14 protein-coding genes are annotated in these 13,160 nt (G+C 70.4%); 8 read left to right on the plus strand and 6 right to left on the minus strand.

Annotated features, from left to right (window positions below; genetic code table 11):
- Positions 1 to 18: 18 nt before the first annotated feature.
- Positions 19 to 594 carry a DnaJ family domain-containing protein gene (locus ABTZ43_RS01110; protein ID WP_350537570.1) on the minus strand — a complete coding sequence of 192 codons (576 nt, stop codon included), beginning with the start codon at positions 592 to 594 and terminating at the stop codon, positions 19 to 21.
- 155 nt (positions 595 to 749) lie between these two features.
- Here ABTZ43_RS01110 and ABTZ43_RS01115 point away from each other — a divergent pair, with 155 nt between their 5' ends.
- Complete coding sequence (locus ABTZ43_RS01115; protein ID WP_350537571.1) at positions 750 to 2,069, plus strand: MATE family efflux transporter; 1,320 nt, start codon at positions 750 to 752, stop codon at positions 2,067 to 2,069.
- A 108-nt stretch (positions 2,070 to 2,177) separates the two neighbouring features.
- On the opposite strand, the gene ABTZ43_RS01120 is transcribed toward ABTZ43_RS01115, so the two are convergent.
- Positions 2,178 to 2,891 carry a TrmH family RNA methyltransferase gene (locus ABTZ43_RS01120; RefSeq protein WP_056415089.1) on the minus strand — a complete coding sequence of 238 codons (714 nt, stop codon included), beginning with the start codon at positions 2,889 to 2,891 and terminating at the stop codon, positions 2,178 to 2,180.
- Between the two features lie 70 nt (positions 2,892 to 2,961).
- Here ABTZ43_RS01120 and ABTZ43_RS01125 point away from each other — a divergent pair, with 70 nt between their 5' ends.
- A complete protein-coding gene (locus ABTZ43_RS01125) occupies positions 2,962 to 4,221 on the plus strand; it encodes an Nramp family divalent metal transporter (protein WP_350537572.1) in 1,260 nt (419 codons plus the stop codon).
- A 74-nt stretch (positions 4,222 to 4,295) separates the two neighbouring features.
- Here the strand turns inward: ABTZ43_RS01125 and ABTZ43_RS01130 are convergent, their stop codons facing one another.
- On the minus strand, positions 4,296 to 6,857 hold the full coding sequence (locus ABTZ43_RS01130) for a rhamnogalacturonan lyase (protein ID WP_350537573.1): 2,562 nt from the start codon (positions 6,855 to 6,857) through the stop codon (positions 4,296 to 4,298).
- A 158-nt stretch (positions 6,858 to 7,015) separates the two neighbouring features.
- On the opposite strand from ABTZ43_RS01130, the gene ABTZ43_RS01135 reads away from it, so the two are divergent.
- The 5 genes from ABTZ43_RS01135 (at position 7,016) to ABTZ43_RS01155 (ending at position 9,739) form a co-directional block, all read left to right on the plus strand.
- Positions 7,016 to 7,318, plus strand: a complete 303-nt coding sequence (locus ABTZ43_RS01135) for a hypothetical protein (protein WP_149422143.1) — start codon at positions 7,016 to 7,018, stop codon at positions 7,316 to 7,318.
- 132 nt (positions 7,319 to 7,450) lie between these two features.
- Positions 7,451 to 8,083: a metal-dependent transcriptional regulator gene (locus ABTZ43_RS01140; protein WP_056415077.1), complete on the plus strand. Its 633-nt coding sequence runs from the start codon at positions 7,451 to 7,453 to the stop codon at positions 8,081 to 8,083.
- Positions 8,084 to 8,191: 108 nt separating this feature from the next.
- Positions 8,192 to 9,001 (plus strand): HAD-IIA family hydrolase, encoded by an 810-nt coding sequence (locus tag ABTZ43_RS01145; protein WP_045253294.1) that lies wholly within the window; start codon positions 8,192 to 8,194, stop codon positions 8,999 to 9,001.
- Position 9,002: 1 nt separating this feature from the next.
- Entirely contained in the window at positions 9,003 to 9,572 is a 570-nt protein-coding gene (locus ABTZ43_RS01150) for a YdeI/OmpD-associated family protein (RefSeq protein ID WP_350537574.1), read from the plus strand.
- The gene (locus tag ABTZ43_RS01155; protein ID WP_167541586.1) at positions 9,569 to 9,739 is read left to right on the plus strand and encodes a hypothetical protein; all 171 of its coding nucleotides are present in this window, start codon (positions 9,569 to 9,571) and stop codon (positions 9,737 to 9,739) included. The genes ABTZ43_RS01150 and ABTZ43_RS01155 overlap by 4 nt, the downstream gene beginning before the upstream one ends.
- 69 nt (positions 9,740 to 9,808) lie before the next feature.
- On the opposite strand, the gene ABTZ43_RS01160 is transcribed toward ABTZ43_RS01155, so the two are convergent.
- On the minus strand, positions 9,809 to 10,975 hold the full coding sequence (locus tag ABTZ43_RS01160; protein ID WP_350537575.1) for an anhydro-N-acetylmuramic acid kinase: 1,167 nt from the start codon (positions 10,973 to 10,975) through the stop codon (positions 9,809 to 9,811).
- A gap of 208 nt (positions 10,976 to 11,183) precedes the next feature.
- Here ABTZ43_RS01160 and ABTZ43_RS01165 point away from each other — a divergent pair, with 208 nt between their 5' ends.
- On the plus strand, positions 11,184 to 11,639 hold the full coding sequence (locus ABTZ43_RS01165) for a hypothetical protein (RefSeq protein ID WP_350537576.1): 456 nt from the start codon (positions 11,184 to 11,186) through the stop codon (positions 11,637 to 11,639).
- Positions 11,640 to 11,675: 36 nt separating this feature from the next.
- Here the strand turns inward: ABTZ43_RS01165 and ABTZ43_RS01170 are convergent, their stop codons facing one another.
- Together ABTZ43_RS01170 and pyrE are read right to left on the minus strand one after the other, a co-directional pair.
- Positions 11,676 to 12,578: an ROK family protein gene (locus ABTZ43_RS01170; RefSeq protein WP_056415066.1), complete on the minus strand. Its 903-nt coding sequence runs from the start codon at positions 12,576 to 12,578 to the stop codon at positions 11,676 to 11,678.
- Positions 12,575 to 13,135, minus strand: coding sequence for an orotate phosphoribosyltransferase (gene pyrE / locus ABTZ43_RS01175; protein ID WP_350537577.1), 561 nt, complete (start codon positions 13,133 to 13,135; stop codon positions 12,575 to 12,577). Before pyrE ends, ABTZ43_RS01170 begins: the two co-directional genes overlap by 4 nt.
- Between the last annotated feature and the right edge of the window lie 25 nt (positions 13,136 to 13,160).

Genomic DNA, 13,160 nt, shown 5'->3' on the forward strand with positions numbered 1-13,160 from the left:
GGTCGGCGGGCGCGAGGATCAGCCCCGGCGTCCGAGACCGAATCTCCGACGCCGCGGCTGCTCCGGCGGCTCCGCGGCACGGGCGGCGAGCCTGGCGGCGCGCCGTTCGGCCCAGGCGGTGACCTCGGCGTCGACGTCGCGAGTGCTCGTCACGACCGGCGGGCCGCCCTGCAGCTGCCGTCGCGCGTCGACGACGCGCCTGTTGAAGTCGACGAGGACATCACGGACGTCGCTCTCGCGCCCCAGGAGGTCGAGCTGGGCGTCGAGCTCGCGATCCTCGGTGCGGAGCAGGATCGCGGGCGGTCCGAGCCCGGTGAGGTTCTCGGTCCCGATCTTGCGGCGGATCCACCAGTCGGGGTCGTGGTGGGTGCCGAGCCCGTCGAGGGGCTTGCCCGCGCCGGGCAGATCGTCGAAGTCGCCCCGCCGGATCGCGACCTGGATGGCCGTCTCGATGAACGCCGCGCGATCGGTGGCGGCCGCGATGCCCGGAGCCTCGGCGGACTCCGCGTCATCCTCCGCGCCGTCGCTCTGCTGCCGCGCGCGGTATCGGGCTGCGGCCTCGCGGGGGTCCGACACGATGCACCTCCCTGGCATCCGGTGGGTGATTCCAGGGTACGGCCGGAGGCGACGACACGGCTCGTGTCGTCGGTGGCAGGCCATACACGTCGGTGGAGTCCATACACGTCGATGGAGTCCATACACGTCGGTGTCAGCGCAGGGGCGTCGGTGCCAGCCCATAGGCTCTGAGGATGACCGAGCGCACCCTCAACCGTGAGATCCTGCGCCTCGCCGTCCCCGCGCTCGGCGCGCTGATCGCGGAACCCGCCTTCCTCATCGTCGACGCCGCGCTCATCGGGCACCTCGGCACGACGCCGCTGGCCGGACTCGGCATCGCCGGCGCCGTGTTGCAGACGGTGGTCGGGCTCATGGTCTTCCTCGCCTACTCCACGACGCCCGCGGTCGCTCGCCTGTTCGGGGCCGGCCGCCCCGGCGAGGCCGTGTCGGTCGGGATCAACGGCATGTGGCTGGCGCTGGCACTCGGCGCCGTGCTCGCGGCGGCCGGCGCCGTGGCCTCGCCGTGGCTGGTGTCGCTGTTCGGAGCGAGCGATGCCGTCGCCAGCCAGGCCAACGACTACCTCGTCGTATCGATGTGGGGTCTCCCCGCCATGCTGATCGTCTTCGCGGCGACCGGACTACTGCGCGGGATGCAGGACACGGTCACGCCGCTGTGGATCGCCGGGCTGGGGTTCGGGGCGAACGCCCTGCTCAACGTCGTCTTCATCTACGGGCTCGGCTGGGGCATCGCCGGCTCCGCGGCGGGCACCGTGGTCGCGCAGTGGGGGATGGTCGGCGCCTACGTGCTGGTCATCCGACGGCTCGCCGTGACCCATGATGCCTCGCTGACGGTGAAGCGCGAGGGCATGGGCCGCACCGCGCGGTCCGGGGGCTGGCTGTTCCTGCGCACGGTGAGCCTGCGGGCAGCGCTGCTCGTGACCGTCGCCGTGGCCACGGGCATCGGCACGGACGAGCTCGCCGGCTGGCAGATCGTGTTCACGATCTTCTCGGCAGCGGCCTTCGCCCTCGATGCGCTGGCGATCGCCGCGCAGGCCCTGATCGGCAAGGAGCTCGGCGCCGGCGACCAGCGGCAGGTGCAGCGCGTGCTGGCACGGACGGTCGCGTGGGGCGTGTGGTTCGGGGTGATCGTGGGGGCGCTGATCGCCGCCCTGTCCGGCGTGCTGGGCATCGTGTTCACCGGCGATCCCGACATCGCGGCGCTCGTGCAGCCGGCGCTGCTGATCCTCGCGGTCGCCCAGCCGATCGCCGGTGTCGTGTTCGTGCTCGACGGCGTGCTGATGGGCGCGAACGACGCCCGATACCTCGCACTCGCCGGCGTGCTCAACCTCCTGCCGTTCCTCCCCGCGCTCTGGATCATCGCCGCGACCGGCGTCGACGGTGCCCCCGGACTCATCTGGCTCGCCGTCGCGTTCTTCGGCGTGTACCTGCTCGCTCGCCTCGGCACTCTCGGCTGGCGGGTGCGCTCAGGACGCTGGCTCACCGCCGGAGTCTGATCCTGCACACACGCGCAGGACTCGACGTTCTCCACGTATCTCGGAATCCCGGACAGGTGGGCCGCGCAGCCCTGGACCGGGACTGACGGCTGCGCAGGAACCCGAGGTTCAGCCCGCGTGCCTCCGGCACCACTCGTACATGATCACGGCTGCGGCCGCGCTCGCGTTGATCGACCGGGTCGAGCCGTACTGGGTGATCTCGATGTGCCCGGATGCCGCGGCGAGCGCCTCGTCCGAGAGACCCGGCCCCTCCTGCCCGAACAGCAGGACGCAGCTCTGCGGCAGCTCGGCACGATCGACGGGCACCGCCCCCTCGACGTTGTCGACGGCGATGATCGGGATGCCCTCGGCCGCCGCCCACGCCGCGAAGGTCTGCACATCCTCATGGTGGACGACGTGCTGGTAGCGGTCGGTCACCATGGCGCCGCGCTTGTTCCAGCGGCGACGACCGATGATGTGCACGGTGTCGGCGAGGAATGCGTTGGCGCTGCGCACGATCGAGCCGATGTTCATGTCGTGCTGCCAGTTCTCGATGGCCACGTGGAACGGATGCCGCTTCGTGTCGAGGTCGGCGACGATCGCCGGCATCCGCCAGTACCGATAGCGATCGATCACGTTGCGGGTGTCACCGGCGGCGAGCAACTCGGGGTCGTACTGCTCCCCCTGCGGCCACTCCACGGGTCCGCCGGGCCAGGGGCCCACCCCGTACCCGGGCTGCGCCGACGATCCGCCTGCGTCTGAGGATCTGCTTGTCTCCGACGTGTCGCCTGTCCCCGAGGTGTCGCCCGTCTCCGCCGGGCCTGCGGGCGTCTGCTCATCCATCCCGTCAGGCTATCCGCCGCACGACGGCTCGCATATTTAGGTGCACCGAAATATCCGCTACGATTTCGGCATGCCTAAAAATGCCGCGACACCGCCCCGCAGTCTGTGGCTGCTCGGACCCGCTCTGGTCGCCGGAGTCGCCTACCTCGACCCGGGCAACGTCGCGAGCAACATGACGGCCGGTGCCCAGTACGGCTACCTGCTCGTGTGGATCGTCGTGGCGGGCAACATCATGGCCTGGCTGATCCAGTACCTCTCCGCCAAGCTCGGCGTCGTCACGGGCCAGAGCCTCCCCGAGGTGCTGGGCACGCGGCTGACGAGACCGTGGGCCCGCCGGGCGTACTGGCTGCAGGCCGAGCTCGTCGCAATGGCCACCGACCTCGCCGAGGTCATCGGCGGGGCGGTCGCGCTGTACCTGCTGTTCGACATCCCGCTGCTTCTCGGCGGCGTCATCACCGGCGCGGTGTCGATGATCCTGCTCGCGGTGCAGAACCGGGGCGGCGCGCGGCCGTTCGAGTTCGTGATCATCGGGCTGATGGCGATCATCGCGGTCGGCTTCGTCGCCGGCCTCTTCGTCGCTCCACCGGATGCGGGCAGCGTCGTCGGCGGACTCGTTCCCCGCTTCGAGGGCACCGGATCGGTGCTCCTCGCCGCGTCCATCCTCGGCGCGACGATCATGCCGCACGCGATCTACGCCCACTCCTCGCTGACCCGCGACAGGTTCGGCGCGGCCACCGCGCACGGACCGACCGAGGCGGCGCGCACCGAGGTCTCCCGCATCCGCCGTCTGCTGACCGCGACCCGCTGGGACGTCTCGATCGCGATGATCATCGCCGGGACGGTGAATCTCGGCATCCTGCTGCTCGCCGCCGCCAACCTCGCCGGGGTCGACGGCACGGACTCCCTCGAAGGAGCGCACGCCGCGCTGGCCGCGGGGCTCGGGCCCGTCGTCGCCACCTTCTTCGCCGTCGGCCTGCTCGCCTCGGGGCTCGCGTCGACCTCGGTCGGCGCCTACGCGGGAGCCGAGATCATGCACGGCCTGCTGCACGTGCGCATCCCTCTGCTCGCACGCCGACTGGTCACCCTGATCCCGGCGCTCGTGATCCTCGGGCTCGGCGTCGATCCGACACTGGCCCTCGTGCTCAGCCAGGTCGTGCTGTCGTTCGGCATCCCGTTCGCGCTGATCCCGCTGGTGGCGCTCACGGCCCAGCGTCGCACGCTGGGCGCCTGGGTGAACCGGCGATGGACGACCGCGGCCGGTGTCCTGGCGTCGGTGCTGCTCATCGCCCTCAACGGCGCGCTGCTCTGGCTGGTCCTGACCGGCGCCTGAGCAGGCGTCGCGCACGCGGAACCGCCCCGAGCCGGCACGGGAAGATTCGGCTCGGGGCGGCGATCTGTCCGCGCTCAGCGCGAGCGGAGCGTCTCCGTCCACTGCGAGACGGCGCCGTCGGCGATGCGGTGCCCGGGGTCGGGGACCGCGACCACGGTCACCTCCCCCGTGACGCGCACCTTGCCGTTGCGCGCCTCGACCTTCTCGCCGTTCACGTAATAGGTGACGCCCTTGACGTTGGTCGGCACCTTCACCTCGTCACGAGACGTCCCGGGCTTGTCGGTGAACTTCGGAGCCTTGGGCGTCACCGGCGCGGTGAGCACCGGGACGTTCGCCCAGTCGACGTCGCTCGCCAGGTAGAACGAGGTGTACGCGGGCTGGTTGTAGGTCGTCTGCTGACGTGCCGTCTCGGCGCGATACTGCACGTCGTGCATGAGCGTGGTGAGCTTGTGCGCCGTCGGCTCGGTGGTCGTGTAGAACCGCAGCGCGCTCGAGTCGGTCGTGCGCACCAGCAGCTCCTCGCGCCAGTCCCCCAGCACGTCGGCGACCAGGGAGGGATTGCCCTTGGTGCCGTTGTTCGTGAGGGTTCCGGTGGCCGTGAGCACGGTGCCACGGGTCCAGTCGTCGATCGTGGGTGTCTGATCGCCGCTGCCGTTCACGATCTGGGTGGTCAGGTCTCCCGCCCAGCGGATCGACATGTTCGTGCCGGGCGTCGCCGTGTCGAGCAGCTCTCCTGTGGCGCTCAGCAGTCCGCTGCCCTCGGTGCCGCCGGGCATGCTCGACCACACCTCGATGCCGGGGATGTCCGGGCGGACGTCTCCGATCATCGCCCGACCGGTGTCGCGACCGGAGTAGGCGCCGAACAGCGATTCCCCCGTGGCCGCATCACGCATCACCGATCCGTACGGGGCGAAGGTGCCGCCCTCGTGGGCCGTCCAGATCTCGAGTCCGGGGCGGCTCGGATCGATGTCCGCCACGTGCATCGCGTCACCGTGGCCGAGGCGCACGTTCTCGCCCGGCGCGGCGCTGCCCTCGGGCAGCACGTCGAACGAGCTGTACAGCAGGCTGCCGTCGTGATCGATCGTCGCCGATCCGTAGACGAGCTCCTGCTTGCCGTCGGCATCCACGTCGGCGAAGCTCAGCGAGTGGTCGCCCTGAGTCGTGATCGTCCCGAACTCGGGGTCGGTGCCGTCACGCCCGTGGGGCGAGTCGTTGAACGGGTTCGTCATCGGCGCGTGGCCGCTGTCGACATCCCAGCGCTCCTTGAGGCGCTTGCCGTCCCAGTCGAAGGCCGTGACGGTCGTGCGCGTGTAGTAGCCGCGTGCGAAGACGGCGGACGGATGCTGGCCGTCGAGGTAGCCGACGCCCGACAGGAAGCGGTCGACGCGGTTGCCCGGCTCGATGCGGGACATCGCGTAGTCGCCCCACAGCAGGCCGTCATCGCCGCGCTCGGTCGGATACGGGATGGTCTGGAGTTCCTTGCCGGTGGCGCTGTCGAAGACCGTGAGATACTCGGGCCCGTCGATGATGAAGCCCTCGAACTCCCGCAGCAGGTTGCGGGCGCTGCGGCTCGGCGCATACACGTCGATGAACGTGTCGGCGAGCTCCTCGGCGCTCTCCCTGCTCAGCGGGTACTCGTGTGTGACGGGCATGCCCCATGCCTCTTCGAGAGTCGCCGGCCACTGCCCCGAGACGACCTCGTCGCGTGAGCTCCAGCCGAGGAACATCTCGACGAGATGTGCTTCGTAGTCGGCGGCGCTGAGCCGGTAGTCGTCGTCGTGGGTGACCCCGGCCTTGCGGTCGGACTTCGGCAGGGTGATGAAGGACTCCCCGACGACGGCCCCGTCGGCGCCGTACTGCACCGACCTGGTGCCCGGCGCCGTCTTCAGCATCGTCTCCGAGCGGCCGTCCCCGTCGAAGTCGTAGACGAGGAACTGCGTGTAGTGGGCTCCCGCCCTGATGTTCACGCCCAGGTCGAGGCGGTTGAGCAGCGTGCCGTCGAGCTCGTAGGTGTCGAGGTAGACGGAGCCGGTGTAGCCGCGCTGCGAGACGTCCTTCGCATTCGACGGCTCCCACTTCACGACGTACTCGTACTGCCCGTCGCCGTCGACATCGCCGACCGACACGTCGTTCGCGGAGTAGGTGTAGGCCTCGCCCGCGGGCGTGACGCCGTCGGCGGGCTTCTGCAGCGGCAGGTCGTGATGCCCATCGGCCCAGGCGGTGACCGGGGCGGAGGCGGATGCCGCGAGCTCGACGCCGTTCACGATCGGGACGACGGAGTACTCCGCCGTGGCCGTTCCCTCGGCATCCGCGAGGTTCGTGCTGTCGGTCACGGTGGCGATCTTCGTGCCGTCGCGGTAGACGGCGAAGTCGGGTCCGGCGAGCCCGGTGTCCGTGGCGCCGGTCGCCTCGGAGGACAGCAGCCGCCAACTCAGGAAGACGCCGTCGGCGGTGGAGACGGCGACGAGGCCGCGGTCGAGGTTCTCCAGCTGCGGAGTCGCGGATGCCGGGCCATGGCGTCCGGCGTCCGGGCCCGTGGCAGGGGCGGCGGCGGCGCTGTGCACGCCTCCCACCAGCAGGCAGCCTGCGGCGGCGACCGCGACGGCAGCGCGGAATGAATGATGTCGGATGTTCATCGTCGAAATCCTTCTCTGGGCAGGACGCCCGCTCGGATAGCGTTTTCCCGTGCCCGGTCGAAGTTACCCGCCACCCCCGGCGCCGTCAAGGAGATCGGCTCAATTGAGACGATTCACAGCGGGCGGCGCGGCTTCACCCGGCCAGTAGGCTCGAGGGCATGCCCGTCGAGAACGCCCGTCGCACCGTCCGCATCCTCACCTGGATCGCCATCGCGACCGGCGTGGCCGGCGGACTGCTGGTCGCCTTCCCGACGGTGCTGCCCATCGGCGGCCCGTGGGTGCAGCTCGCCCTCGGTCTCGCGACGCTCGTGCTCGCCTTCCGTGCCCGAAAGATCGGCATCGCCGGCATCGAGGGATTCGACGGCCGCCTCTCGCTCTTCGCCGCGCTGCTGGGATTCCTCATCATGTTCTTCGCGGGCCAGGTGGCCTTCGGCATCCTCGTCGACGTCGCCAACCCCTGAGCGCCGCCGAGTCCTGACCGCAGCGAACTCCTGAGCCCCACCGAGCCCTGGCCCCCGGAGCCCTGAGCCCGGCCGAGCTCTGAGCCACACCGAGGACAGAATGCCGGCACCCTCCTGATCTAGGCTGGGAGCGTGGCATCTCCGGCAGCAGACGACTATCTCAAGACCGTCTACGCGCACACCGAATGGCAGGATGCGCCGATCACCCCGTCGGTCCTCGCGGCGAAGCTCGGCATCGCCCCCTCGTCGGTGACCGAGATGGTGAAGAAGCTCGCCGCGGCCGGGTTCGTCTCGCACGTCCCGTACGGAGCGGTGCGCCTGACCGATGCGGGCACCCAACGCGCGCTCGCGATGGTGCGCCGACACCGCCTGATCGAGACCTGGCTGGTGCAGGAGTTCGGCTACGGCTGGCACGAGGTGCACGACGAGGCCGAGGTGCTCGAGCACACCATCAGCGATCGGCTGCTCGAGGGCATCGACGCGCGCCTGGGGCGACCCCGGTTCGATCCGCACGGCGATGCCATCCCCGACGCCGACGGACGCGTCGACCGCGAGCCGTTCGTGCTGCTCGCCGACGCTCCCGCCGGTCACACCGGGCGGGTCCTGCGCGTCGACGACCGCGATCCCGAGCTGCTGCGCTCGCTCGAGGCCGCCGGCGTCGTGGTCGCGGCGACGATCACCACCACCGCATCCGGTGTCGAGCTCGACGGCTCTCCCGCGACGCTCCCCGAAGGCGCGGCGGATGTCGTCTGGCTCAGCGCCTGAACTGCGCGGGGCAGGGATGCCCCCGCGGGCACGCACCTGACAGCACGACCTGACAGCGCGACGCAGACCCGACACCTGCACGCCACCCCGGGCGAATAGGCTGTGCACATGGGACACCGCGACGACATCGAATGCTGGCTGACCGACATGGACGGCGTTCTCGTGCACGAGAACGACGCGATCCCGGGCGCATCCGAGCTGCTGGCGGGATGGGAGCAGAACGAGATCCCCTATCTGGTCCTGACGAACAACTCGATCTTCACCGCGCGCGATCTCTCGGCGCGGCTGCGGGCCAGCGGCCTGACCGTTCCGGAGGAGCGCATCTGGACCTCGGCGCTTGCGACGGCCGACTTCCTCAAGCAGCAGGTTCCCGGCGGCTCGGCCTTCGTGATCGGCGAGGCCGGCATCCTCACCGCTCTGCATGAGGCCGGCTTCATCATGACCGAGACCGACCCCGACTTCGTGGTCGTCGGCGAGACCCGCAACTACTCGTTCGAGGCGATCACCAAGGCGATCCGGCTGATCATCCGCGGCGCGCGGTTCATCGTCACGAACCCCGACGCGACCGGCCCCTCGGCCGATGGCGTGATGCCGGCGACCGGCGCGATCGCCGCCCTCATCACGAAGGCCACGGGCAAGGAGCCCTACGTCGTCGGCAAGCCCAACCCGATGATGTTCCGGTCGGCTCTGAACAAGATCGGTGCGCACTCGAAGAAGACCGGCATGATCGGCGACCGCATGGACACCGACATCATCGCCGGCATCGAGGCGGGTCTGCACACCGTGCTCGTGATGACCGGGATCAGCGACCAGGCCGAGGTCGAGAAGTACCCGTTCCGGCCCGACGAGATCGTCGACTCGGTCGCCGATCTGCTGCCCACCGTCACCGAGTCGATCCCGACGCTCGACGAGGACTGACGTGGGCGCGCTCGACGAGGGGGAGCGCGTCGTCGCGGCGGATGCGGAGGTCTGGCGCGACTGGCTCGCGCAGCATCATGAGCGCGCCTCGGGGGTCTGGCTGCTGAGCATCCGCGGCAAGGGCGCCGACGGCATCGGCTACGAGGACGCCGTGCGTCAGGCCCTCTGCTTCGGCTGGATCGACGGCCCGGTGCGCACCTTCGACGACGAGACGGTGGGGCAATGGTTCTCCCCCCGCCGTCGAGGCAGCGGATGGGCGGCGACCAACAAGGCGCGCCTGATCGAACTCGAGGCCGCGGGACTGCTCGCGCCTGCGGGCCTGCGCGTGCTCGAGGCCGCGAAGGCCGACGGATCGTGGGTCCTGCTCGACGGCCCCGAGGCGGGCGTCGAGCCCGACGAGCTCACACGCGCGCTGAATGCCGAGCCGGCCGCGCGGGCGAACTGGGACGCGTTCCCGCCTTCGGTGAAGAAGTTCGGACTCACGCACATCGCGATGGCGAAGCGCGCGGAGACGCGCGCGGCGCGGATTGCCAAGATCGTGGCGGATGCCGCGGAGGGGAGACGCCCATGAATCAGTCCGACGTGCTGTTCCTCGTCCTGTTCCTGATCCTGCTCAGCACGCTGACGGTGTTCGTCGTGCAGCTGGTCCGTTCCCGACGCCGCGGCGGCGGCGCAGAGGGCGACGGCCGCGCCGGCTGGTGGGAAGGCCCCTGGGACGACGACGACCGCAGGCGCTGACGGCTCTCAGCACCTGATGGCATGCCTGACCGCTCTCAGCGCCTGACCGCTCTCAGCGCCTGACCGTTCTCAGCGCAGCGTGAGGCTGCGCACGCGCGCGACCGGCTCCGGCATCCGCAGCGGACCCGCCCCCGGGGTGATCGTCCCGAGGATGCGCGGCTCGTGCGCCCCGGTCCCGCCCGGGGCGACGGCCGCCACACCGTGCATGGTGCACCAGCCGATCAGCGCGAACAGGATGGCCTCCTTGCTGTCCACCGGCGCGCCCAGCTCGTCGGCCAGCACGACCTCGACACCGGGGAGGGCATCGCGCAGGCCCTGCAGGATCAGCGGGTTGTGACAGCCGCCTCCGGACACCGCGAGGAAGCGGATGCCGGCGGCGACGACATCCGCGGCGACCGTCCGCACGGTCAGTTCGGTGAGGGTGCGCACGAGGTCGGGGATCGCGATCTCCCGCCCGCGGTCGCGCTGCCGAGCGACATGCTCGCGCACGTACTCGAGGTGGAAGTGCTCCTTGCCGGTGCTCTTGGGCGCGGGGAGCGCGTAGTACGGGTCAGCGAGCAGAGCGTCGAGCAGAGCGTCGTCGACGATGCCGGCACGGGCGATCGCGGCATCCGCGTCGTAGCCGCGCTCGTCCAGGCCCTCCGCCACGACGATCGCATCGACCAGCGCGTTCGCGGGGCCGATGTCGTACGCCGACAGACCGTCGGGGCCGACCACGGTCATGTTCGCGATACCGCCGAGGTTGACGGCCGCCGAGACGCCTGCGCGGTCGCGCAGCAGCAGCTCGTCGAGGAACGACACGAGCGGAGCCCCGTGCCCGCCGGCGGTGACGTCACGGATGCGCACGTCGGAGACCACCGGCGCCCCCACCTTCTCGGCGATCCAGGCGGGCTGGCCGATCTGCAGAGTGCCGAGCGCGTGACCGGCGTCGACCCAATGGAAGACCGTCTGGCCGTGCGTGCAGACGGCGTGCACTCCCCCGACCGCGGCCGCCGCCGTGGCCGCGACCTCGGCGAACGCCTGGCCGATCAGGGTGTCGAGCTCGCACACCTCGGCGAACGTGGCGGGTGCGGGCGGCAGCGCCGCCACGAGACGCGCGCGCAACTCGGGATCGTACGGCACGCTGTCCTCGTGGAGGACGGTGCCGCGAAGAGTCCCCTCGTTCTCCACGAAGTCGACGACCGCGACATCGATTCCGTCGTGAGAGGTGCCCGAGAGCAATCCGAGTACGCGCATGAGTGTTCCTTCCGTCGCCTGCTACGAGCGTAGGCCGGTTTTGTTAGGGAGGCGAACGGAAGGGGGTCGTCCTTCCTGCACGGATGTTCGCTCCACGCGACTCATCCACCGTGGCCGGTTCCCTGGCACCCCGCGGGATCACGTGCGACAACGGCGCACGTAGCATTCTGCGAGGGCCGCCCGTCACCGTCAGAATGGGAGCATGTTCGTGTCCGCAGAAACTCTCACGATCGTCCTCAGCGCCGTCGGCCTCCTGCTGACGCTGGGCAGCATCATGTGCGCGGGCTTCGCGTGGTGCATCCGACGCATCGACGGAGTCGAGAGGTCACTCGGAGCACGCATCGACGGAGTCGACGACAAACTCGGAGCACGCATCGACGGAGGCGACGACAAACTCGGAGCGCGCATCGACGGATTCGAAGAGAGGCTCGGAGCGCGCATCGATGGAGTCGAGAGGTCACTCGGAGCACGCATCGACGGAGGCGACGACAAACTCGGAGCACGCATCGACGGACTCGAAGAGAGACTCGGAGCACGCATCGATGGAGTCGAGAGATCACTCGGAGCACGCATCGACGGAGTCGCAGCGGACATGGTCGAACTCAAGGTCGCGGTCGCGCGGCTTGAAGGCCCGCAGCGCCACCTGATCGTCGCGTCACGCTGACGCGCCGCTCCCGATCTGCTGCAGACGACAGACGCGTCAGCGCAGAACAAGTGCGGCGGCGCCGATGAGCGGCCCCTCGTCGCCGAGGCCCGAGCGGACGACGCGGGTGCGGCGCGAGTACTCGTGCGCGGCGCTCGCGGTGAGGGCCTGCTGCACGAGGTCGATGTAGTCGGCAGAGACTCGCGAGAAGCCTCCGCCGATCGCCACCATGTCGAGGTCGACGAGGGTCGCGGCATCCGCCAAGGCCTCGCCGACGGCCTTCGCCGAGCGTTCGATGGCCGCACGCGCGGTGGCGTCGCCCGCCGCAGCATCCCGCGCCAGGTCTTCGCCCGTCGATCCCGCCCAGCCCTGCTGCTGCGCCCACGCGGCGCTCGCCGGTCCCGAGGCGATTTCTTCAAGCGTGAGCCCGCCCTCGCGGCGCACCTGTCCGAGGTGTCCGGCGTTGCCGGTAGCGCCGGGGATGTAGGCGCCGTTCACGACGAACCCGCCCCCGACGCCGGTCGAGACCACGATCGACAGGGACGCGCCAGCATCCTGCGTGGCGCCCAGCCACGACTCGGCAAGCGCGAGCGCGCCGCCGTCGTGGCCGAGGACGGTGGGCACCTCGCGGCCGAGCGCAGCAGACGCCGCAGTGCGCACCGACTCCGCAAGCCCGAAGCCGCGGGCGAGCGGCATGTTCACCGGCAGGATCGATCCGGTGCCACGGTCGATCGGCCCGGCGCTGCCCGCTCCTGCCCCGACCAGCTCGGCATCCGCCGGCAACGCGGCCAGCGCGTGTGTGACGATCGCCGCGACGGCGGCGTCGAGCGAATCAAGCGTCGCCTCTCGCCCGGTCGTCTGTCGCGAACGACTGCCTTCGACCAGCGCGCCGTGCGCGCTCACGAGCGCGGCCTCCATCTTGGTGCCGCCGACGTCGACGGCGAGTGCGTACCGGGTCACTGGGGGTCGAGTCCGAGGTCGTCGAGGTCGAAGGCGGCGCGCCATTCGAGGCCCTCGGCCTCGATCGCGGCCTGCGCGCCGGTCTTGCGGTCGACGATCACCGCGACGGCGACGATCTCGGCGCCCTCCTTGCGCAGCGCCTCGACGGCCTTGAGCGCGGACTGTCCCGTGGTCGAGGTGTCTTCGAGCACGACGACGCGCTTGCCCTTGACGTCGGCGCCCTCGATCTGGCGGCCGCGGCCGTGGTCCTTCGGCTCCTTGCGCACGACGAACGCGTCGAGCGGTCGGTCGGCGGCGACCGATGCGTGCAGCACCGAGTTCGCGATCGGGTCGGCGCCGAGCGTCAGGCCACCCACGGCGACCACGTCGAGGTCCGCGATCAGGTCGAGCATGATGCGGCCGATCGCGGGGGCGGCCCGGTGGTCGAGGGTGAGCTTGCGCATGTCGACGTAATACGTCGCCTGCTTGCCGCTCGAGAGGGTGAAGTCGCCGTGGAACACCGCCTCACCCTTGATCAGGTCGAGGAGTGTCTGGCGGTCTGCGTCGAGTGCGGTCACGGCATCCAGTGTAGGAGGCGCGGGG

Source organism: Microbacterium sp. NPDC097977 (assembly GCF_040302605.1).
GTDB lineage: Bacteria > Actinomycetota > Actinomycetes > Actinomycetales > Microbacteriaceae > Microbacterium.

Bases quoted from the DNA above. Each gene is read 5' to 3' on its own strand.
- ABTZ43_RS01110 (WP_350537570.1), bottom strand. From the start codon at position 594: ATGCCAGGGAGGTGCATCGTGTCGGACCCCCGCGAGGCCGCAGCCCGA.
- ABTZ43_RS01115 (WP_350537571.1), top strand. From the start codon at position 750: ATGACCGAGCGCACCCTCAACCGTGAGATCCTGCGCCTCGCCGTCCCC.
- ABTZ43_RS01120 (WP_056415089.1), bottom strand. From the start codon at position 2,891: ATGGATGAGCAGACGCCCGCAGGCCCGGCGGAGACGGGCGACACCTCG.
- ABTZ43_RS01125 (WP_350537572.1), top strand. From the start codon at position 2,962: ATGCCTAAAAATGCCGCGACACCGCCCCGCAGTCTGTGGCTGCTCGGA.
- ABTZ43_RS01130 (WP_350537573.1), bottom strand. From the start codon at position 6,857: ATGAACATCCGACATCATTCATTCCGCGCTGCCGTCGCGGTCGCCGCC.
- ABTZ43_RS01135 (WP_149422143.1), top strand. From the start codon at position 7,016: ATGCCCGTCGAGAACGCCCGTCGCACCGTCCGCATCCTCACCTGGATC.
- ABTZ43_RS01145 (WP_045253294.1), top strand. From the start codon at position 8,192: ATGGGACACCGCGACGACATCGAATGCTGGCTGACCGACATGGACGGC.
- ABTZ43_RS01155 (WP_167541586.1), top strand. From the start codon at position 9,569: ATGAATCAGTCCGACGTGCTGTTCCTCGTCCTGTTCCTGATCCTGCTC.
- ABTZ43_RS01160 (WP_350537575.1), bottom strand. From the start codon at position 10,975: ATGCGCGTACTCGGATTGCTCTCGGGCACCTCTCACGACGGAATCGAT.